The organism is Xanthomonas sp. LMG 12462, from assembly GCF_009192885.1.
Classification (GTDB): Bacteria; Pseudomonadota; Gammaproteobacteria; order Xanthomonadales; family Xanthomonadaceae; genus Xanthomonas_A; species Xanthomonas_A sontii.
Genome location: NZ_NMPP01000106.1, coordinates 1 through 21703 on the forward strand (window position 1 = coordinate 1; position 21703 = coordinate 21703).

15 protein-coding genes are annotated in these 21703 nt (G+C 71.3%); 7 read left to right on the forward strand and 8 right to left on the reverse strand.

All coding sequences use genetic code 11. The features are described from left to right. Positions 1-9 precede the first annotated feature (9 nt). From CEK69_RS20295 to pqqB, 6 genes are all read right to left on the reverse strand, one after another. A complete protein-coding gene (locus CEK69_RS20295) occupies positions 10-1785 on the reverse strand; it encodes a chloride channel protein (RefSeq protein WP_152247600.1) in 1776 nt (591 codons plus the stop codon). 11 nt (positions 1786-1796) lie between these two features. Next, the gene (locus CEK69_RS20300; protein ID WP_148829438.1) at positions 1797-2309 is read right to left on the reverse strand and encodes a hypothetical protein; all 513 of its coding nucleotides are present in this window, start codon (positions 2307-2309) and stop codon (positions 1797-1799) included. A 96-nt stretch (positions 2310-2405) separates the two neighbouring features. Next, positions 2406-3527 (reverse strand): pyrroloquinoline quinone biosynthesis protein PqqE, encoded by a 1122-nt coding sequence (pqqE, locus tag CEK69_RS20305; protein WP_152247602.1) that lies wholly within the window; start codon positions 3525-3527, stop codon positions 2406-2408. Beyond that, complete coding sequence (pqqD, locus tag CEK69_RS20310) at positions 3524-3802, reverse strand: pyrroloquinoline quinone biosynthesis peptide chaperone PqqD (RefSeq protein ID WP_017916243.1); 279 nt, start codon at positions 3800-3802, stop codon at positions 3524-3526. Before pqqD ends, pqqE begins: the two co-directional genes overlap by 4 nt. Beyond that, entirely contained in the window at positions 3799-4545 is a 747-nt protein-coding gene (gene pqqC, locus CEK69_RS20315) for a pyrroloquinoline-quinone synthase PqqC (RefSeq protein WP_026143662.1), read from the reverse strand. Before pqqC ends, pqqD begins: the two co-directional genes overlap by 4 nt. A 34-nt stretch (positions 4546-4579) precedes the next feature. After that, on the reverse strand, positions 4580-5479 hold the full coding sequence (pqqB, locus tag CEK69_RS20320; RefSeq protein ID WP_026143663.1) for a pyrroloquinoline quinone biosynthesis protein PqqB: 900 nt from the start codon (positions 5477-5479) through the stop codon (positions 4580-4582). Positions 5480-5886: 407 nt separating this feature from the next. On the opposite strand from pqqB, the gene CEK69_RS20330 reads away from it, so the two are divergent. Then, a complete protein-coding gene (locus CEK69_RS20330) occupies positions 5887-8043 on the forward strand; it encodes a bifunctional (p)ppGpp synthetase/guanosine-3',5'-bis(diphosphate) 3'-pyrophosphohydrolase (RefSeq protein ID WP_193314051.1) in 2157 nt (718 codons plus the stop codon). A 228-nt stretch (positions 8044-8271) separates the two neighbouring features. Continuing rightward, positions 8272-9684 carry a hypothetical protein gene (locus CEK69_RS20335; RefSeq protein WP_152247618.1) on the forward strand — a complete coding sequence of 471 codons (1413 nt, stop codon included), beginning with the start codon at positions 8272-8274 and terminating at the stop codon, positions 9682-9684. A gap of 219 nt (positions 9685-9903) precedes the next feature. On the opposite strand, the gene CEK69_RS20340 is transcribed toward CEK69_RS20335, so the two are convergent. Next, entirely contained in the window at positions 9904-12000 is a 2097-nt protein-coding gene (locus CEK69_RS20340; RefSeq protein ID WP_152247606.1) for a glycosyltransferase, read from the reverse strand. Positions 12001-12093: 93 nt separating this feature from the next. Between CEK69_RS20340 and mrcB the strand changes: the two genes are divergently transcribed. The 5 genes from mrcB to CEK69_RS20365 all read left to right on the forward strand — a co-directional run bounded on the left by mrcB (position 12094) and on the right by CEK69_RS20365 (position 18924). Beyond that, on the forward strand, positions 12094-14526 hold the full coding sequence (gene mrcB / locus CEK69_RS20345; protein WP_152247608.1) for a penicillin-binding protein 1B: 2433 nt from the start codon (positions 12094-12096) through the stop codon (positions 14524-14526). 23 nt (positions 14527-14549) lie between these two features. Then, the gene (locus CEK69_RS20350) at positions 14550-15071 is read left to right on the forward strand and encodes a tetratricopeptide repeat protein (RefSeq protein WP_010343249.1); all 522 of its coding nucleotides are present in this window, start codon (positions 14550-14552) and stop codon (positions 15069-15071) included. Between the two features lie 161 nt (positions 15072-15232). Then, positions 15233-17242 carry an ATP-dependent DNA helicase gene (locus CEK69_RS20355; protein WP_152247610.1) on the forward strand — a complete coding sequence of 670 codons (2010 nt, stop codon included), beginning with the start codon at positions 15233-15235 and terminating at the stop codon, positions 17240-17242. 60 nt (positions 17243-17302) lie between these two features. Further along, a complete protein-coding gene (gene tsaB, locus CEK69_RS20360) occupies positions 17303-18007 on the forward strand; it encodes a tRNA (adenosine(37)-N6)-threonylcarbamoyltransferase complex dimerization subunit type 1 TsaB (protein ID WP_152247612.1) in 705 nt (234 codons plus the stop codon). Further along, positions 18004-18924 carry an ADP-ribosylglycohydrolase family protein gene (locus tag CEK69_RS20365; RefSeq protein WP_152247614.1) on the forward strand — a complete coding sequence of 307 codons (921 nt, stop codon included), beginning with the start codon at positions 18004-18006 and terminating at the stop codon, positions 18922-18924. The genes tsaB and CEK69_RS20365 overlap by 4 nt, the downstream gene beginning before the upstream one ends. 59 nt (positions 18925-18983) lie before the next feature. Here the strand turns inward: CEK69_RS20365 and CEK69_RS20370 are convergent. Continuing rightward, positions 18984-21703 (reverse strand): TonB-dependent receptor plug domain-containing protein (locus tag CEK69_RS20370; RefSeq protein WP_152247616.1); only part of this gene is annotated, 2720 nt, incomplete at its 5' end.

Genomic DNA, 21703 nt, shown 5'->3' on the forward strand with positions numbered 1-21703 from the left:
CCCCGCCCCTCAATCATCCACCCGCTCGCCCATCAGCTCGCGCTGGCGCTTGTCCAGTTCCTCGGCGTAGCGCTTGCGCACGAAGCTTTCGCTGAGCACGCCCAGGACCTTGCCCTGATCGTCGACCACCGCCAGCTCGTCGCTCTGGGTCAGGTCGAACTGGCGCATGGCGGTGACCACGTCGGTGTCGGCGGGCAGGGCCACGTCGCGGTTGCCGGCGTAGTCGACGATGGCTGCGTCGGCGTTGACGCCGTCGGCGTAGGCGGCGGCCAGGGTGACCAGGCCGGCGTAATGGCCGTTCTCGTCTTCCAGCACCACGCGGGTGCCCGAGCCGAGCGGGAAGCGGCGGCGGAACTCGGCCACGCTGGTGGTGGCGGCCAACGGATGCACGTCCTTCTGCATCATCCGCCCGGCGCTGAGGTGCTTGACCCAGCCGACGTCGCGCGCGCTCTTGATGGTCTCGCCGCGCAGGTGCAGGCGCCAGGTCGAGAACGAGTAGCCGAAGATCTGGCGGACGATGGTGTTGGCGACCAGCACCGCCACCATCACCGCGCTGGCCAGCACGAAATCGTGGGTGCCTTCCAGTACCAGCATCGCCATCGTCATCGGCGCGCCGATCACCGCGGCGGCCATCGCCGCCATGCCGGCCAGCGACGCGGCGGTGCCGTCGACCAGGGCCATGCCGCTGCCGAGATTCAGCACGCCGGCGAACAGCCCGCCGACCAGCGACCCCATGAACAACGAGGCGAAGAACAGGCCGCCGCGGAAGCCGAAGCCCAGCGAGATGGCCGAGCCCAGGCACTTGAGCAGCAACAGGATGCCCAGCCAGCGCAGCGAGGTCGGGCTGGTCAGGTCCAGGTGCAGCGCGCCGTGTCCGGAGGACAGCACCTGCGGGGTGATCAACGCCAGCGGGATCAGCAGCAGGCCGCCGGCGACCGGGCGCGCCCAGCGCGGCAGCGGGCTGCGGTTGATCGCCTGTTCGATCGCGCCGATCAGGCGCATCACCGCCACTGCCAGCAGGGCGCAAAGCACGCCGAGCAGCGCGTACAGCACGTAGTCGCGCGCCTCCAGCGCCGAGGCCGCCGAGGCCGGCAGCAGGTACGGCTGTACCCCGGCCAGCTGCGACACGAACACCGCGCCCAGCGAGGCCACCGCCACCGGTGCCAGCGCCGATGGCGAGTACGCGCCGATCACGATCTCGAACGCATAGAACGCACCGGCCAGCGGCGCGCCGAAGGCCGCCGCGATGGCCGCGCCGGCGCCGGCGCCGACCAGGGTACGGATGTCGGCGCGGCGCAGGCGCAGCACCCGGCCCAGGTGCGAGCCGCTGCCGGCGCCCATCTGCGTGTACGCCGCTTCCAGGCCGACCGAGGCGCCGACGCCGTTGGAGAACAGGGTCTGCACGGAGACGATCAGGTTGTCGCGCATCGACATGCGCCCGCCATACAGCGCGTTGGCTTCGACGGCGTCGACCAGTTGCCGCTTGCGCGCGCGCGCGGCCATGCCGAGCAGGCCGACCAGCAGCCCGCCCAGCGGCAGCACCAGCAACTGGCGCACGCTCAGTTCGGACATGGCGCTGAGCCGCTCGTCTGCCTCCAGGCCGTACAGCAGGGCCTGCGCGCCGTGTGCCAGGCTGCTCTGCAACAGGGTCAGCAGGCCGGCGATCACACCGACCAGCAGGGCCAGGGCGATGAACCAGACATCGCTGGCGCGCAGGCGCCGGCGCAGCGCGTCGGCGAGGCTGTGCGAGGCGTCGGCCAGTCCCGGCCGCGGACGCAGGTTCACGGCGCGCGATCCTATCTGACGCGACGGACCTTGGCGCGGGTGTTGTAGTTGCCGACCTGCATGTACCACACGCCGACGATGCCGGGCGTGATCTTCACCTTGGGCGCAGTGAGGTGCACGCTGGACAGGCTCGCCGCCTCGGTCTGCTCCCATTCCTGGCCGTTGGCCAGCACGTAGTGGCGGCCCTTGCCGAAGCCGGTGAACTCGCCGACCAGGGTGCTCTCGATCGGCTCGGCGCTGCCGAAGTCGAAGAAGCCGCGATTCTTGGTGATCACCTCGCGGCGGCCTTCTTCCTTGGCCTTCTCCAGCGCCACCGCGGTTTCCTTGGCGACCTTGCCCTGCAGCCAGTCGTTCAGCGCGGCCAGCTCCTGCGGCGACAGCTTGTCCAGCCCGGCCGCCTTGAACTCCTGCGGCGACATCTGCGTCTGCAGATCGCCGGAGACGGTGCGCTGGGCGAGCGCCGGGGCGGCGGACACGGCGAGCGCCGCGCACAGGACCAGGGGAGCGAGACGCGCGAAGGACATGGCGAGGATCCGGGTAGTGGGATGCGCCGTAGTGTAGTCGCAAGCGGTGAATGCGCACGGGATGCCGGGCGCGCCGGGACCGCGTCGGCGCCCGGTTCAGTCCTCGGCGGCGGCGGGCGCGTCCGACCTGCGCGGCGGTCGCCGGTACACGAAGTCCGGCGCCGGCGTGGCGGCTTCGCGCTGCGCCAGCGCCTGCAGCGCCGCGTGCCCTGGGGCGCGTTCGCAGACCGGGTCCAGGGTCGCGGCATCGCCGCTCAGCGCCAGCGCCTGGCAGCGGCAGCCGCCCCAGTCGATCTCGCGCTTGGGACAGCCCTGGCACACCTCGGGCATCCAGGCGCTGCCGCGGAAGCGCACGAAGGCCTCGCCGTCTTCCCAGATCGCCGCCAGCGGGCGCGCGCGCAGGTTCTCGAAGTGCATGTCCGGCAGGGTTTCGGCGGCGTGGCAGGGCAACACGTCGCCGCGCGGGGAGATGTTGACGAAGCGCTGGCCCCAGCCGCCCATGCAGGCCTTGGGCCGGTGCGCGTAGTAGTCGGGGGTGACGAAGTCGATGTGCAGCCGGTCCTGCAAGCGCAGCCGGGCGGCCTCCACCGCGGCCACGGTGGCGTCGATCTGCGCGCGGCTGGGCATCAGCGCAGCGCGATTGCGCAGGCCCCAGCCGTAGTACTGGGTATGGGCCACTTCCAGGCGTTCGGCGCCGAGTTCCAGCGCCAGCTCGATCATCGCAGGTACGCGTTCGGCGTTGTGGCGGTGGATCACCGCATTGATCGTCAGCGGCAGGTCGAGCGCGCGCACCGCTGTGGCGAAGGCGCGCTTCTTGGCCAGGCTGTCGCGGTAGCCGGCGATGCGGTCGGCGCCGGCGGCGTCGGCGTCCTGGACGCTCAGTTGCACGTGTTCCAGCCCGGCCGCGGCCAGGGCGGCCAGCATCGGTGCGCCGCCGGCCACCCCGGAGGTGATCAGATTGCTGTACAGGCCCAGCGCACGCGCATGCGCGACCAGCTCGGGCAGGTCCTTGCGCAGCATCGGCTCGCCGCCGGAGAAATGCGCCTGCAGTACGCCCATCGCCGCCGCCTGGTCCAGCGCCGAGCGCCAGCCGGCCGTATCCAGTTCCTCGCGCAGGCCGGCCAGTTCGATCGGGTTGGAGCAATACGGGCAGGCCAGCGGGCAGCGGTGGGTCAGCTCTAGCAGGATCGACAGCGGCGGCGGCACCGGCGTGTTCATGCGCGCAGCAGCCGCTTGGCGTGCAACTGCTGCGCCAGCTCGCGCACGTCGCGTTCGACCTCGGCCGGGTCGGCCTCGAATTCTGCGGCCAGTTCCGTGGCGATCGTCGCCAGGCTGCGGACGCCGTCGCAGCGCGAGACGATGGCGTGGGCGATCTCGTCCAGTTCGATCACCCGCTCCGGTGCCAGCAGCACCCATTGGTCGCGGGCGCGGTCGTGCTGCAGGCGCACGCCGGCGGCGAGCCGCGGTTGGCTGCTCGCGTCCAGCGTGCTCATGCCGCTGCCTGCGCGGTGTCCGGCACGAACGCGTCCGGCCAGGCCACGCCCGGTTGCACGTAGGCGAAGTGCAGCGCATCCAGTTGCGACCACAGCACGCCGCACTTGAAGCGCAGCGCGTCCTGCACCAGGTGCTGCTTCTCCACGGTGTCGGCGTGGCGTTTGACGTAGTCGAGGGCGAAGTCCGAATCGCGCGGCGCCTCGTGCAGGCGATGCTCGAAATACGCCAGCGCCTCGCGCGAGACGAAATCGTAGTGCTGCAGCATGCCGGCGACGCGGTGGCCGATGATGCCGGGCGCGAACAATTCGGTCAGCGACGAGGCGATGGCCTCCAGCAGGCTCTTTTCGCGCACGAAGTGCAGGTAGGCCTGCACCGCGAAGCGGGTGCCGGGCAGCAGGCCGCGGCCGGACTGCACCAGGTCGCGGTCCAGCCCGAGCGCGTCGGTCAGGTGCAGCCAGCGGGCGATGCCGCCTTCGCCATCGGCGCTGCCGTCGTGGTCGACGATGCGCTGGCGCCAGATCCGGCGCAGTGCCGGGTCGTCCATCCGCGCCAGGATCGCCGCGTCCTTGAGCGGGATGCAGCGCTGGTACTCGTAGCGGTTCAGCGCCCAGGCCTGGACCTGGCCGCGGTTCAGGCGCCCGCTGTGCAGCAGGGCGTGGAAGGGGTGCTGGTCGTGGTACAGCCGCGCGCCGATCGCGCGCAGCGCGGCTTCCAGTTGATCGGGGCTCAGCAATGCGCTCACGGGCTTGGTCTCGCAGGTGATGCGGGAAGGCGGGTCACAGCGCGATCTCCATGCCGTCGTGGGCCACGTCCCAGCCGTGCGCGGCGACGGTGGCGCGCTCGGCGGAGCCGGCGTCGAGGATCGGGTTGGTGGTGTTGATGTGGATGAAGACCTTGCGTGCCACGCCCAGGTCGGCGAAGGCATGCAGGGTGCCGGCCTCGCCGTCGATGCTCATGTGGCCCATGCGCTGACCGGTCTTGGCGCTGATGCCGAGCTGCACCAGCTCGTCGTCGCGCCACAGGGTGCCGTCGAAGAACACCAGTTCGGCGCCGCGCAGGCGCTCGCGCAGGGCGTCGGTCAGCGCCGCGCAGCCGGGGATGTAGTGCAGGCGGTGCGTGCCGTCGTCGATGGTCAGACCCAGCGTCTCCTCGGCCGAGCCGGCCAGGTCGCCGCTGTGGCGGGATTCCATGAACAGCGGCACCTTGCCCGGCACCGCGAATGGTGTGACCTGCAGGCCGAGCAGCGACAGCGGTGTGTCCAGGGCGAACGGATGGCGGTGCACGTAAGCCGGGTGCAGCGCGTCGAACACCGGGTTCTGCGCCAGCAGGTCGAGCACGCGGCTACTCGCGTACAGGTCGAAGCGCTGGCTCTCGCGCATCGACAGCAGCCCGGCGATATGGTCGATCTCGCCGCTGGTCAGCAGCACCGCCTCGATCGGCGAATGGCGCTGGTCGCGCTGCGGCCATAGTGCGGGGGTGGCCAGCACCTGCTGGCGGAAATCGGGTGAGGCGTTGATCAGCAGCCAGCGCTGGCCATCGACGCTGACCGCGATGCTGGCCTGGGTACGGCGTTGGGCACCCGGGTGTTGCTGCCACGCGCGTTGGCTCGCGGGCGTGTGGCAGTTCCACTGCGGATGCCCTCCGCCTGCCGCCGATCCCAAAACGATGAGGTGCATCCGGTCTCCGTTTTCAGCGCCTGGCCGGTCGCGCTTCGGTCGCGGGAAGGGAGGAGTGCGCGGGTCAGAGCTCGCCGGAGGCGTAGCAGTTGATTTCCGCGCCGACGCAGATTTCGCGGATCACAGGCTTGTTCCACTTCTTCATGTGCGTTCCTCTTCGAGTCGGTCTAGGGACGACGGCAGCGGCGCATGCAGACAGCAGCGGGTCGCCGTCGCGTTCGAGCATAGGCGCGGGCATTGGGGCGGTTGTGAAATTCCGGTAAAAAGCGCCGCAAGTCGCAACCGGATCACAGTGACGCGGCGGTGCGTATCCGCGAAGCGCCTCCCGGCGCGTTACCGGCGCAATTGTGAGAACGCGCACAAGCGCGTTAGTGTAGGCGACACCGTTTCGTCGACTGCGTCCGTCCTTGAACCACACCGTCCACTCCGGCCTGGAGGCGTTGCTGCAGCGCCCGGCGGCCGCGACCCTGGCGCCCGCCCTGCGCGCGGCGCTACTGCAGGCCTGGCAGGCGCAGGCCGAGTCACCGCCGCGGCTGCCGTGGCCGGTGCTGGCCGACACCCTGGACGCGCTGGCGCTGCTGTCCGCCGACGAGGCGTCGCTGCTGGCGGCGCTGCTGTTCGATCTGCCGGACCTGCGCGCGCAGTTGCCGCAGCTGCCGATCGTCCCGCCGGCGCGGGCGCAGGCGGTAGCCGGCCTGCTGGAGGCGCAGGACGCCGCCGACCCGGTGTGGGCGCTGCACGCCGGGCGCGAGGCCGGGCGCAACAGCGAGGGCTTGCGCCGGCTGCTGCTGTCGATCGTGCAGGACCTGCGGGTGGTGCCGATCCTGCTGGCGCGGCAACTGGCGCAGATGCGCGTGGCCGACAAGGCGCCGGAGGCGCAACGCCGCGCGCTGGCGCAGCTGACCCGCGACATCCACGCGCCGCTGGCCAACCGCCTGGGTATCTGGCAACTGAAATGGGAGCTGGAGGACCTGGCGTTCCGGCACCTGGAGCCGGACACCTACCGGCGCATCGCCCGCGAGGTCGACGAGAGCCGGGTGGCGCGCGAGCGCTACATCGAGGCGGTCAAGAAGATCCTGTCCAAGGCGCTGGCCGAGCAGGGCCTGCGCGCGGAGATCAGCGGGCGGCCCAAGCACATCTACAGCATCTGGCGGAAGATGCAGAAGAAGCGCCTGGCCTTCGACCAGCTCTACGACCTGCGCGCGGTGCGGGTGATGGTCGACGACGTCGCCGCCTGCTATGCGGCGCTCGGTGTGGTGCACGCGCTGTGGGCGCCGGTGCCCAGCGAGTTCGACGACTACATCGCCCGGCCCAAGGCCAACGATTACCGCTCGCTGCACACCGCCGTGGTCGGCCCGGAAGGGCGCACGATCGAAGTGCAGATCCGTACCCACGACATGCACGCGCAGGCCGAGCTGGGCGTGGCCGCGCACTGGAAGTACAAGGAAGGCGGCAAGGGTGCGGAGAAGGCCTTCGACCGCAAGATCACCTGGATGCGCCAGCTGCTGGAGCAGTCGCAGGACGGCGAGCAGGGCGGGCTGGCCGGGGCGCTGGACGCCGAACTGGTCGAGGACCGGGTCTACGCCTTGACCCCGATGGGCGAGGTGATCGACCTGCCGCAGGGCGCCACGCCGCTGGATTTCGCCTACCACGTGCACACCATGGTCGGGCACCGCTGCCGCGGCGCCAAGGTCAACAACCGCATCGTGCCGCTGACCCACAAGCTGCGCAGCGGCGACCGCGTCGAGATCCTCACCGGCAAGGAGGCCGAGCCGCGCCGCGACTGGCTGCTGCCGGCCAACGGCTACCTGGCCAGCGGGCGTTCGCGCGACAAGGTGCGCGCCTGGTTCCACAAGCTGGACCGCGCGCGCAACGTGCAGGCCGGCAAGGAGTTGCTGGAGCGCGAGCTCAAGCGCCTGGGGCTGCAGCACGCCGACCTGTTGCCGGCGGCGAAGAAGTTCCATGCCGACGGCGTGGAGGAACTGTACATCCAGGTCGCGCTGGGCGACGTCGGCCCCAGCCAGGTCGGGCGCGCCCTGCACGAGGCCGAGCGCGCCGCGGCGCAGCCGGCCGCGCCGTCCATGCCACGGCCCACCGCCCGCCGCACCGGCCTGGGCAAGTCCAAGTTCACCGTGCAGGGCGTCGGCAATCTGCTGGTGCAACTGGCGCGCTGCTGCCAGCCGGTGGCCGGCGAGCCGATCGCCGGCTACCTGACCCGCACCCGCGGCGTCACCGTGCACCGCAGCGACTGCGCCGCGTTCGCGCGGCTGGCCGCCAGCCATCCGCAGCGGGTGCTGCCGGTGGAGTGGGGCCAGGCCGGCGGCGGTTACGAGGTCGACGTGCTGGTGCGCGCGGTGGACCGGCGCTGGCTGCTCAAGGACATCACCAACCTGATCGCCCAGGAAGAGGCGCACGTGCTGGAAATCAACAGCGAGAACGTGCGCGACAGCGGCCTGGCGCAACTGCGGCTGCGGCTGAAGGTCGGCGATTACGGGCAGCTGTCCACCTTGCTCGGCAAGCTCGACGCGCTGCCGGGTGTGCACGAGGCGCGGCGGCTGGGCTGAGGTGCGGCGGCATGCCGGCCGGGAGGCCTGCCAGCGGGTGGGCCACCCACCGTGCGCGCGGCCGGCGCGACGCACAGCTGTTCGTCATCGGGGCAACGCTAAGCTTGTGCGGTGAGCATGCCGCCGGATCAGGTCAGGGACGAACCCACGCGCAGACAGCGGCCGGTGCCGCTGTGGCGCGATCGGCGCGTCTGGCGCTGGGCGCTGGCGGTGCTGCTGGTGCTGGGAATGGCCGTGGTGGTGTTTCGCCGCCCGCTGGCCGACCTGATCTGGCCGGAGACGCGCATCCAGCAATTGCTCGACCAGGGCCACGCGGCGCTGCGCGCGGGCCGGCTCAGCGCCGCCGACGGCAGCGGTGCGCGTGAGCGCTTCGAGGCCGCGCTGGCGCTGGACAGCGACCGCATGCAGGCGCGCGTCGGGTTGGCCGCGACCGGGCGCGCGGCGTTGGGGCAGGCGCGCGCGGCGTTGGCCGCCGGCCGCTTTCCGCAGGCGCGTGAGGCGCTGGCGCTGGCGCGCGCGCTGCAGGTGCCGCGCGCCGATGCCGATCGCATCGAGGCGGCGTTGCGCGCGCGCGAGGCCGCGCACGCCGGCATCGATCAACTGCTGCAACGGGCGGCGCAGGCGCGCCACGATGGGCATCTGGACGACGGCCCGGACGCGGCCCTGCCGCTGTACCAGCGTGTCCTGGAGTACGCGCCGGAACGCACCGCGGCGCTGGAAGGCCGCGAGGATGCGCTGTCGGAACTGCTGCAGCACGCACGCAGCGACCTGGCGCGCGGCGACCTGGCCGCCGCCGCGGCGCTGGTGGAGCGCGCGCGTGGCTACGACCTCGGCCATGTCGACCTGCCCGAGACCCAGGCGGAACTGAACCGGGCGCTGGAACGCCTGCAGCGCGAGGCCGAGCAGGCCCTGCGCCGGCAGCGCCTGGACGCGGCGGCACACGCGTTTGCGCAGTGGCACGCGGCGGTACCGGACGCAGCCGGCGCCAGCGACGGCTTGGAGCGGGTGGCGGCAGCCTATGCGCTGCAGGCGAGCCGTGCCGCCGCCGATTTCCGTTTCGGCGAGGCCGAGCGCGCCTTGCGCAAGGGCCAGGCCCTGGCACCGGACAGTCGTGCGCTGGCCGATGCCAGGCAGGCGCTGCAGCGCGCCCGGCAGAGCCAGGCCACGCCGCCCTCGCGGATGTCGCCGGCCGAGCGCGAGCGCCGCCTGCAGCGCCTGCTGACCGATCTGCAGGCTGCCGAGGCGCGCGGTGCCTGGCTGACCCCGCCCGGCGCCAGCGCCTACGACACCTTGCTGGCGGCGCAGACCCTGGCGCCGCGCGATGCGCGCGTGCGCGCGGCCGAGCAGCGCGTGCTGGCCGCGCTGCGACGCTGTTTCGACGATGCCATGCGCGGCAACCGCGTGCTGGCGGCGAGCGCCTGCTACGACGCCTGGCGCGCGCTGGCGCCGGGCGGCAATGGCCTGGCCACCGCGCGGCGACGCCTGGCGCAGCGCTGGCTGGCGGTCGGCGACGAGCGCCTGAGCGGTGGCGATGCCGCCTTCGCGCGGCAGGCGTTGCAGCGCGCCCGCGCGATCGATCCGGCGACCCCGGAGCTGGCCGCCTTCGAGCGCCGCTTGCGCAGCCTCAGTCCGGGGCGCTAGCGCATACAGTGCGGGTTAGGCTTTTCTGCTGGCTGAGGCTGCAATGCGTCGGGGCTGAAGCCCCTCCCACAGGTGCACTCGGACAGCTCATGTGTCGTGAACTTTCTGCGGCGCGCGCGTTATCTGCTCAGCACAGCATGAGTCAACAGCGATGCTCGCAACACCATTGTGGGAGGGACTTCAGTCCCGACGCGATCGACGACGGTGCGCCATTACCGCTCAGGCCAGGAACGCCTCGCGCACCGTGGCGCGGGCGGCGTCCAGCGAGAAGTGGGTCTCGATGTTGCGCAGGCCGTTGTCGGCCAGCCGCTGCCACAGCGCCGGATCGGCATAGAGCTGCGCGATGGCGTCGGCGAACGCGGCGGGGTCGTCGGCGATCAGCACGTCCTCGCCGTCGCGCAGGTGCATGCCTTCCACCGCGCACGCGGTGGCCACCACCGGCTGGCCATGGGCCATGCTCAGGTTGACCTTGCCCTTGACGCCCGCGCCGAACCGCAGCGGCGCCACGGCGATGCGCATGCCGTCCATGTAGGCCGCGATGTCCGGCACGTGCCCGAGCAACTCGACGCCGGCCGTCGCCTCGCCGAGGCGGCGGATGTCCTCCGGCATGTCCGCACCGATGCAGTGGAAGCGCACCTCCGGCAGGCGCAGGCGCACCGCCGGGAACACCTCCTGCAGGAACCAGCGCACCGCGTCCACGTTGGGCGCATGGCGGAAGCCGCCGACGAACACCAGGTCGCGGCGCTGCGCCCATGGCAGGCCAGGGCCGGCGACCTCGTGCAGGTTCGAGATCAGCGCCGTGCGCACCTGTGGCGCCTCGCGCTGCAACTGTTCGCGTTCGACCGCGCTGACCAGCACGGTCACGTCGACCTGCGCCATCACCTCCAGCTCGCGCGCGCGGGTGCGCTCGGCCTCGCGCAGCAGGCGTGCGTCACCGGCCAGTTCGGCGCCGCGGCGCTCGCGCAGGTAGTGCAGGTCCACGGTGTCGAACAAGCGCCGCGCCTGCGGCGCGAACCGGCGCAGCAGCGGCAGGCAGGCATGGGCGACGTGGTGGCGCACCAGCAGCACGCTGTGGAACCGCGCGCCGTGCTGCTGCAGGAACCAGGTGAGGTTCTTCAGGTAGGGCGCGTACCACACCTCCACGCCGAGCCGCTGCAGGACCTCGCTGTGGCGGCTGGCATAGCTGCGCTCGCTGGGCACGAACACCACGTGCGCGCCTTCCTCCAGCAGCAGGCGGATCAGGTTGAGCTGGCGCAGCGAGGCGGAGTCGCGGTCCGGCTGCGGCAGTGCTTCGTCCAGGATCAGCACCTGGCGCTGCTGGCGGTGCAGCAGCGCCGGTGTCGGCACCTCGCCGGGTGCCAGGTGCCGTGGCAACACCTCGGCCCACTTGGCGGCGAAGACCGCACGGTTGCGCACCTGGTAGGCCTTGATGCCGCTGCCGGTATCGGTGCCGTTGCTGGTGCCTTCGTCGTGCACCACGCGGCTGGCCGGCTGCACCAGCGTGCGCAAGCCGGCCGCACGTACCGCAAAGGCCAGGTCGGTATCTTCGTAGTAGGCCGGCATGTAGCGGGTGTCGAAGCCGCCCAGCGCCAGGAAGCGTGCGCGCTCGATCGCCAGCGCCGCGCCGCTGCCGTAATCGACGTCGCGCAGGTAGGCGTAGCGCGGATCGTCGGGCGACTCGAAGCGGCCGTAGCTCCAGGCGCTGCCATCGGCGAAGACCACGCCGCCGGCATCCTGCAGGCGGCCGTCGGGATACAGCAGTTGCGCGCTGACCAGACCGGCCTGCGGCAACTGCGCGAAGGTGTCCAGCAGCGCGTCCAGCCAGCCCGGCTGCGGCACGGTGTCGTTGTTGAGGAACACCAGGTAGCGGCCCTGCGCGCGCGCGGCGCCGTCGTTGCAGGTGGCGATGAAGCCGCCGTTGTGCTCGCGCACGTGGTAGTGCAGGCCGACCACCTGCGGCAGCCACTGCGCGGTGGCGTCGCTGCTGCCGTCGTCGATCACCAGGATCTCGCATGGTGCGGCCGGCGGATGCGCGGCCAGCGCGCGCAGGCAGGCGAGGGTATGGTCGACGTGGTTGTAGACCGGGATCACGATGCTGACCAGCGGTGCAGGGCTGTTCGGCACCGCGAACGGCGCGAACGGTGCAGGTTCCACCGCGAACAGCGCGCGCTGCGGCGGCGGCAGCGGTTGCGCATGCACGCGCAGGCGCTCCCAGGTGCTGCGCCAGCCGCGCGTGCGCAGGCTGGTCAGGCCGCGCCGGACCAGGCCGGCCAGGCGGTTCAGGGCGTAGCGCGCATTCGCCCACGACATCGACATCCGGTACCACTCCAACTTAAACGAAGAGGCCGTCGCGCCGCGCTGCCCGCTGGGCTGCGCTAGACTCGGCGGAATTTACATTCTCGCATTCCCGTGCCCCGACGCTACGACGATCACGACACCGACGATCAGGACGACGCCCTGGACAGCCCCGCCACGGTATGGCGCCGCCGTCTGCTCACCTGGGGCCTGGCCGCCGCCGCACTCGGCCTGGGCTTCCTGATTCCGTACACGGTCTATCTGAACAAGCAGGTCACCCAGCGGTTCGGCGAACTGCGCTGGCAGATTCCCACCCGTGTGTACGCGCGGCCGCTGATGCTGGCGCCGGACACGGCGATGGACCCGCAGACGCTGAAGACCGAACTGGATGCGGCCAGCTACCGCGCCGACGCCGGCGCCGAGCGTCCCGGCAGCTACCAGCAGGACGGCAGCCGCTTCACCATCGCCAGCCGCGGCTACGTCGACGTCGACGGGCGGGTCGCGCCGCGTCGCATCGAGGTCGCGCTGGCCGGCGGCCGCGTGGTGGCGCTGCGCGATGCGCAGACCCGCAAGTCGCTCAAGGCCGCGCGGCTGGATCCGGCGCGCATCGCCACGCTGTACGGGCAGAAGCAGGAAGAGCGGCGCCTGGTGCGCGTGGACGAGGTGCCGGAACTGCTGGTCACCGGCCTGCAGGCGGTCGAGGACCGCGACTTCAATTCGCACCACGGCATCGACCTCAGCGGCATGGTCCGCGCGGCCTGGGTGATGGTGCGCTCCGGCGGCAAGAGCCGGCAGGGCGCCAGCACCCTGACCCAGCAGCTGGCGCGCAGCGGCCTGCTCGGCATCGGCAAGGAACAGACCGTCACCCGCAAGTTCAACGAGATCCTGTACGCGCTGATCATGGAGGCGCGCTACGACAAGCGCACCATCCTGGAGGCGTATCTCAACCAGGTGTACCTGGGCCAGCGCGGCAGCCAGGCGGTACATGGCGTGGCCTCGGGCGCGGAGTTCTGGTTCGGCCGCGAACTCGATGCGCTGGCGCCGGAGCAGGTGGCGCTGCTGATCGGCCTGGTCAAGGGGCCGTCCTACTACGACCCGCGGCGCTATCCCGAGCGCGCGCTGGACCGGCGCAACTTCGTGCTCGGCAAGCTGCGCGAGAGCGAACTGATCGACGAGCCGACCTATCGCAAGGCGCTGGCTGCGCCGCTGGGCGTACCGGCCAATCCCGGCCTGGTCGCCGCCAACCGCTTCCCGGCCTATGTCGACCTGGTGCGGCGCCAGCTGGCGCGCGATTACCCCGAAAGTGCGCTGCAGGGCGCCGGCCTGAGCGTGCTCACCGGCATGTCGCCGTCGGCGCAGGCCTATGCCGAGGGCGCGGTGACGCGCACCATCACCGCGCTGGAGACCAACAAGAAGCGCCCGCCGCTGCAGGCCGGCCTGGTGCTCACCGACACCCACAACGGCGAGGTGCTGGCGGTGGTCGGCAGCCGCGACGTGGCCCAGCCCGGTTTCAACCGCGCGATCGAGGCGCAGCGCCAGGTCGGGTCGCTGCTCAAACCGTTCGTGTACCTGTTGGCGCTGGCGCAGCCGGACCGCTACTCGCTGGCCAGTTGGATCGACGACACCCCGGTCACCGTGCAACTGGGCCGCGGCCGCACCTGGAGCCCGGGCAATTCCGATGGCCGCAGCCACGGCACGGTGCGCGTGGTCGATGCGCTGGCGCACTCCTACAACCAGGCCACGGTGCGCATCGGCATGCAGGTCGGGCCGGAGCGCGTGGCGCAACTGGTGAAGGTGCTGGCCGGCATCGAGGCCGAGGTCAATCCCTCGCTGATCCTCGGCGCGACCGACCAGAGCCCGTACGCGATGGCGCAGCTGTACCAGTTCCTGGCCTCCGGTGGCGAAATCCAGCCGCTGCATGCGGTGCGCGGCGTGCTCGATCCGCAGGGCAAGCTGCTCAAGCGCTACGACAAGACCCCGGCGCCGGCGCAGGAAGGCGACTCCATCGCCGCCAACCTGGTCGGCATGGCGCTGCAGCAGGTGGTCAGCAACGGCACCGCGCGGCAACTGCTCAGCGATGGGCTGGGCAAGCTGTCGCCGGCCGGCAAGACCGGCACCAGCAACGATGGCGTGGACAGCTGGTACGCTGGCTACACCGGCGACCACCTGGCGGTGATCTGGATCGGCAACGACCAGAACAAGCAGACCGGCCTGTATGGCGCCACCGGTGCGATGCGGGTGTGGTCGGGCATCTTCTCGCGGCTGCCGAGCGCGCCGCTGCAGGTGCAGGGCAAGGGCATCGACTGGCAGTGGATGGACCCGGTGGGGTACAACAGCACCGACCCGAGCTGCCCCGGCGCGCGCCAGTTCCCGTTCGTGGTCGGCTTCGTGCCGGCGTATGCCGCGTGCACGCCGCCGCAGGCGCTGCCGGAAGACGCCGCGCCCGCCGAGGGCGAACACCAGGGTGGCGGCTGGCGCAGCTGGTTCGGCCTGGACAAGAAGAAAGACCCGCCTGCCGACGCGGCCGCGCCGCCGCCGGCGCATTGATTCCCGGATCCCGGATACCGCTCATGACCCCACGTCTTCCCGCCATCGCCGCCCTCAGCCTGCTGCTCGCCTCCTGCGTCAGCGCACCGCCGCCGCCGCCGCCGGCCGCGCCGGTGGACACCACCACGCCGGCGCAGCGCATCGCCGCGATCGACGCCAGCGGCGGTGCCGACGACACCGAACTGAGCGTGCAGCCGCTGCGCGATCCGGAAGTGGAGGATCTGCGCGAGAGCGCCAAGCGCAAGCGCAGCGCCGGCGACCTGGCCGGTGCCGCCGCCGCGCTGGACCAGGCGCTGAAGCTGGTGCCGGACGACCCGGCGCTGCTGCAGGACCGCGCCGAAGTGGCGCTGCTGCAGAAGGACGACGCGCAGGCCGAAGCCTTCGCCAAGCGCGCCATCGACCTGGGCTCGCAGACCGGCCCGCTGTGCCGCCGCCACTGGGCGACCATCGAACAGGCGCGCCTGGCCCGCGGGCAGAAGGAAAACGCCGCCTCGGCGCACGCCCAGATCGCCGGGTGCACGGTGCCGGGGATCAAGAGGTACTGAGGGCCGGGAATGGGGAGTCGGGAATGGGGAATGGGTAGAACTGAGTTTCTGGCGGCTCGTCCCCCTGGCGGCGTTCGGTCTTCCCGCTCTGCCGGCGGCAGTCACAGTGAGCGGGTAGCGCTGCTGCTCTAACCATTCCCTATTCCCGACTCTCCATTCCCATGTCGTTAGCTCACGCAAGCACCGAAGCCCTCAGCGAAGGCGGGGCGCTTGCGCGTCAGCTCGATGCGTTCGTGCCGCGGCCGGCGCAGTTGCGGTTGACCGCGGCGATCGCCGAGGCGTTCGAGCAGCGCGACGTGCTGCTGGCCGAGGCCGGCACCGGGACCGGCAAGACCTATGCGTATCTGGTGCCGGCGCTGTTGTCGGGGCTGAAGACCATCGTCTCCACCGGCACCCGCGCGCTGCAGGATCAGCTCTACCACCGCGATCTGCCGCGGGTGCGCGCGGCGCTGGGCGTGGGCCTGAGCAGCGCGCTGCTGAAGGGGCGCGCCAACTATCTGTGCAAGTACCGCCTGCAGCAGGCGCGCGGCGAGCCGCGCTTCACCGCGCGCGAGCAGGTCGCGCAGTTCCAGCGCATCGTCGCCTGGAGCGGACGCACCCGCTTCGGCGACATCGCCGAGCTGGACGCGCTGGCCGACGATTCGCCGCTGCTGCCGCTGGTCACCTCCACCGTGGACAACTGCCTGGGCACCGAGTGCCCGTTCTGGGGCGAATGCTTCGTGGTGCAGGCGCGGCAACGCGCGCAGGCGGCCGACCTGGTGGTGGTCAACCACCACCTGCTGCTGGCCGATCTGGCGCTGAAGCAGGAGGGCTTCGGTGAAATCCTGCCCGGGGCGCAGGCCTTCGTGATCGACGAGGCGCACCAGTTGCCGGAGCTGGCGGCGAACTTCTTCGGCGAAGGTTTCGGCATGCGCCCGCTGCAGGAACTGGCGCGCGACTGCGTGGCCGAGAGTCGCAATGTCGCCGGCGCGCTGGCCAGCCTGCAGGCGCCGGCGCAGGCGCTGGAACAGACCCTGCGCGAATTGCGCGCGGCGATGGAAGGGCTGCCGGCGCGTGGCACGCAATGGCGGCTGCTGGCCAAGCCGCAGGTACGCGACGGCTTCGATGCGCTGCTGGCCGATCTGGCGCGGCTGCAGGAGCCGCTGGCGGCCCTGCGCGAGGCCTCGCCCGGCTTCGACGCCTGTGCGGCGCGCGCGCGCGAGCTGCGCACGCGGCTGGGCCGCTGGCTCGGCGAGGATGCGCCGATTCCGGATTTCGAGGCCGAGCCGGAAGCGGACGCGCCGTCCAAGGACGTGCTCTGGTACGAACTGACCCCGCGCGGCTTCCGCTGCCAGCGCACGCCGCTGGACGTGTCCGGGCCGCTGCGCGCGCACCGCGAGGCCTCGCACGCGGCCTGGGTGTTCACCTCGGCGACGCTGGCGGTGAAGGGCGAGTTCGAGCACATCGCCACCCGCCTGGGCCTGCGCGATCCGATGACCTTGCTGCAGCCCAGCCCGTTCGACTGGGCGCGGCAGGCGCTGTGCTACCTGCCGGCGCTGCCCGATCCCGCCGCGCGCGGCTTCGGCACCGCATTGATCGCCGCGTTGCAGCCGGTGCTGGAGGCCTCGCAGGGCCGCGCCTTCCTGCTGTTCGCCTCGCACCGCGCGCTGCGCGAGGCGGCCGAGGCGCTGCGCGACGGGCCCTGGCCGCTGTTCGTGCAGGGCGAGGCGCCGCGCGCGACCTTGCTCGAGCGCTTCCGCGCCTCCGGCAACGGCGTGCTGCTCGGCTCGGCCAGTTTCCGCGAGGGCGTGGACGTGGTCGGCGATGCGCTGAGCGTGGTGGTGATCGACAAGCTGCCGTTCGCCGCGCCCGACGATCCGGTGTTCGAAGCACGCCTGGAGGCGATCCGCCGCGACGGCGGCAACCCGTTCCGCGAGGAGCAGTTGCCGCAGGCGGTGATCGCGCTCAAGCAGGGCGTGGGCCGGCTGATCCGCAGCGAGCGCGACCGCGGCGTGCTGGTGCTGTGCGACCCGCGCCTGCTGAGCAAGTCCTATGGCCGCACCTTCCTGGAGTCGCTGCCGCCGTTCGCCCGCACCCGCGACGTGGAGGACGTGCGCCAGTTCTTCGCCGCCGAGTCCCCGGCGCTGGGCGATAATCCCGAGGCCGCGACGCCACCGGCCACGTCAAACTAGCCGACGCGCCGCCTTTGCTTTTCCGATTCCCCAATCCCCATTCCCGATTCCCAGCCTCCAATGAATCTGCTCGCCTTCGAAACCTCCACCGAAGCCTGCTCCGTCGCCGTGCTGGTCGGCGACCGCGTGCTGGAGCGCTTCGACCTGGCGCCGCGGCGGCACGCCGAACTGGCGCTGCCCTGGGCCGAGCAGTTGCTGGCCGAGGCCGGCATCGGCCGCCGTCAGCTCGATGCAGTGGCCTTCGGCCGCGGTCCCGGCGCGTTCACCGGCGTGCGTCTGGCGATCGCGGTCGCGCAGGGCATCGCCCTGGCCCTGGACCTGCCGGTGCTGCCGGTGTCCACGCTGCAGGTGCTGGCGCTGCGCGCGCCGGCCGACGCGCCGCAGGTGCTGGCGGCGATCGATGCGCGCATGGGCGAGGTCTACACCGCGGCCTACGCGCGGCAGGCCGATGGCGGCCTGCAGGCGCTGACCCCGGAGCAGGTGCTGAGTCCGGAGGCCTTCGTGTTGCCGGAGCAGGATGCGGCCTGGGCCGCGGTCGGCACCGGGTTGGCGGCGGTCGATGGCACCTTGCAGCGCCGCTTCGGCGCGCACTGGCGCAGCGCCGATGCGCAGGCGCTGCCGCATGCCGCCGACGTGCTGACCCTGGCCGCGGCTGCGTACGCGCGCGGCGAAGGGATCGCGCCGGAGCGCGCCGAACCGGCCTACCTGCGCGACAACGTCGCCCTGACCCTGGCCGAGCAGCAGGCGCAGCGGGCCGCACGATGAGCGGTGGTGTGACGCCCGGCGACCGCTTCCGCGGTTGCCTGCTCGGGTTGGCGGTGGGCGACGCGCTCGGAACCACCCTGGAATTCAAGGCGCCCGGCAGCTTCGCGCCGATCGACGACATGGTCGGCGGCGGCCCGTTCGAGCTGCAGCCGGGGCAGTGGACCGACGACACCTCAATGGCGCTGTGCCTGGCGCACAGCCTGCTGTACCGGCAGGGCTTCGACGCCGCCGACCAGATGAACCGCTACTGCAACTGGTACCGGCACGGTTACCTGAGCAGCACTGGCACGTGCTTCGACATCGGCAACACCGTGCGCGCGGCGTTGGAGCGCTACCTGCAGGGCGGGCCGGCGTTCAGCGGCAGCGACGATCCGCGCGCGGCCGGCAACGGCGCGCTGATGCGACTGGCGCCGGTGGCGATGTTCTATGCGCAGCGCCCCGACGAACTGGCCGAGCGCGCCGCCGACAGTTCGCGCACCACGCATGCCGCGGCCGAGGTGCTGGATGCCAGCCGGCTGTTCGCCTTCCAGTTGCGTGCCGCCTTGCTGGGCGAGGACCGTGCGCAGGTGCTGCAGCCGACGGGCACGCCGCCGATGCAGACCCCGGCGCTGCGCGCGCTGGCCACCCGCGACCACGCCGCGGTGCCGGCAGCGCAGATCCGCGGCACCGGCTACGTGGTCGATGCGCTGTCTGCGGCGCTGTGGTGTTTCGCCACCACCGAGTGCTTCGCCGACGCGGTGTTGCGCGCGGCCAATCTCGGCGACGATGCGGATACGACTGCGGCAATCTGCGGCCAGCTGGCTGGCGCGTTCTACGGGCTGCACGGCATTCCCGCGGCATGGCGCGCGCGGGTCCAGGATGCGACGGAGATCGTGGCGCTGGCCGATCGGCTGCACGCCGCCAGTGTCGCCGGTTGAAGGCCGACGCGGACGCCGGCCTTGCGTGGCCGGCGTCCTTGGCGTCGCTGTGCAGCGGATCAGTAGTCGTAGCTGACGCTCAAGCGCAGCGAACGCGGCGCCTGGCGCAGCAGGGCCGCACCATACACCGGGTCCGCGTTACCCGGGTCCGACTCCGAGTACGGGTACTTCCACAGCGTGGCCTGGCCGTTGAAGACGTTGAACACGTCCAGGGTGAAGGCCAGCTTGCGGTCGGCATAGGCCGGCCGCCACGACACGCCGAGATCCAGTTGCTGCAGCCACGGCAGGCGGCCCTGGCTGCCGGGAGGCGCCGGCTGGCCCTGGTAGTAGTGATAGGCGATGCCGTAGCCGGAGGGGTCGCTGTGGTCGGGGCCGTAGGAGCCCAGCGCACTGAACGGCGAACCGGAGATCAACTTGAGGTTCGCCGACACCAGCCATGCGGGGTTGAGCTGGTAGTAGCCGTAGAACTTGAACTGATGGGTGTGGTCGTTGCTCTGCGGGCCGTTGGTGTGCTCCATCAACTGCGCGAAGTCCCAGGCCTGGGTGGTGGACACCGCGGTCTGGCCGATGCCCGACAGCAACTGGCCCTCGGTGGTGCCGTAGCTGCGCGACCAGGTGTAGTCGAGGCGGCCGTACCAGCGCTGGTCGAACGGATGCTCCAGCGACAGGTTGAGCCCGTAGTAGTTGCGCTTGAATTCCGGGAAGCCGAACTGCGCGTTGCTCAGCGGCACCTTGACGTAGTTGCCCGAGGTATCGACCAGGGTGAAGGTGTTGGCCCGGCCCGGGTTGATCAGCCAGCAGCTGACCGGATTGCTGGCCAGGGTCACCGTGTGCCCTTGCGCCGCGGCGGCGGCGAACACGGTATCGCTGTCGCAGTAGTCGTCCACGCCGCTGCGCAGGACGCGGTAGGTGCCCTTGGCGCCGTAGACCCAGCTGTCGCCCCAGGCCTTGGTGAAGCCGAGGATGAACTCGTCCTGGAACGAGGGCTTGATGCCCTGCGTGGCGACGGTCTTGGGGTCGGGCAGGATGCCGTAGTTGTTGTTGGACGAGACCGCACCGGAGATCTGGGTCAGGCCGGTCGGGTAGCCGTTGGCGTCGATGCCGCCATAGGTGTAGTAGGTCGAAGTGGCCAGGGTGGCGCCGGCGGCGTTGAACGCCGGGTTCAGCGGTAGCGCCAGGTAGTAGCGGCCGGCGTTGCCGTACACCTTGAAGCGCGCATCGCCGTCGACGTCCCAGCTGAAGCCCAGCCGCGGCGCCCATTGCCCGCTGGTCTGCTTGATGTACGGCGCGCCGTCGCGGTTGTAGTTGGTGAACTGGTCCAGGCGCAGGCCGAGGTTGAGCAGCAGCCGGTCGTTGACCTGCCAGTTGTCCTCCACGTACTGCGCGCGCTGCGCCGAGCGCACCGAGGCCAGCGCGCTGTAGATGTACTTGCGCACGTAGTAGCCGTCCTGGCCGTTGGGGTAGCCGCCGGTGGCGGGTACGCCGAGGCCGGTGTTGATCGGCACGTTGGGGTTGGCCTGGCCGTAGATCCAGTAGTAGCCGTCGCCCGAAGCCACCGAGCCGCGGTTGAGCGCGCGTGCGTTCTGGTTGTCGATGCCGATGGTGATGCTGTGCGCGCCGATGGCGTAGTTCAGGTCCAGGCGCAGGTTGTCGGTGCGATTGCCGCGCGCCGGATCGACCAGCAACGCGGTGGTCTGCGCATTGGTGATCGGGGTGCCGCCGGTGTAGGCCGGGTTCTGGAAGCCGGGGCTGGAGAGATAGGTCAGCGTGCCGTTGTAGTTGGGGTTGCGGCTGTAGTCGTCGGCACGCTGCTGGCCGTAGAGGGCGCTGAAGGTCAGGCGGTCGGTGAGGTAGCCGGTGTACTTGGCGCTCCACAGGTCGCCGCCGGTCTTGGTGGTGTCGGCGTTGCCGCGCAGGGCGCCGATGTCGCGGCCGCTGTACTGGTAGTACTTGCCGCGGGTGACATAGCGGCTGGAGGCGCCGGTGATTTCCAGCAGCTGGCTGTCGCTGATGTTCCAGTCGAGCTTGGCGTACCAGCTCGGCCGGCGGTACTGGTAGTCGTAGTAGTACGGCCCCGGGGTGGTCTCGCGTGCGCCGTAGAAGCGATCGCCGTCCTGGCGTTGCAGTTCGTAGGCGCCGAAGAAGAACAGCCGGTCCTGGATCAGCGGGCCGCCGGCGTAGACGCTCTGGGTGCTGAGGGTGGAGCCGCTCTTGCTGTCCGGGCGGTACAGCGCGCCGTTGCCGGGCGCGTACACGTCCTTCTTTGCGGAGCGCAGGCCGTCCGGTTCCCAGGTCGCCTGGCCGCCGAAATGCCATTCGTTGCTGCCGCGCTTGCCGACAGCGTTGATCACGCCGCCGTCGGAGCGGCCGTACTTGGCGCTGTAGCCGCCGGTGTAGACCTCCAACTGGTCGATGCTGCCATAGGGCAGGGTCAGTCCGCCGAGGCCGCGCAGCGGGTCGGTGGTGTTGAAGCCATTGATGTAATAGGCGTTCTCCGCGGCCGAAGAGCCGCCGAAGCTGAGCAGCTGCGCGCCGGTCGGGCCGATGTAGGTGCCGCTGCCGCTGTTGCCGGCCACGCCGGGCGCCAGTTGCGCGATGGCCTCGGCCGAGCGGCCCAGCGGCAGGCGCTGCAGCTGTTCGGCATTGATCACGGTACGCGAATCCACGCTGCTCACGTCGATCGCGGCGGCGGCGCGGTCGGCGCTGACCTGGACGCCGGCCAGGCTGGTGGTGGCGGGGCTGAAGGAGACGTCGGTGACGGCACCGACGGTGAGGCCGG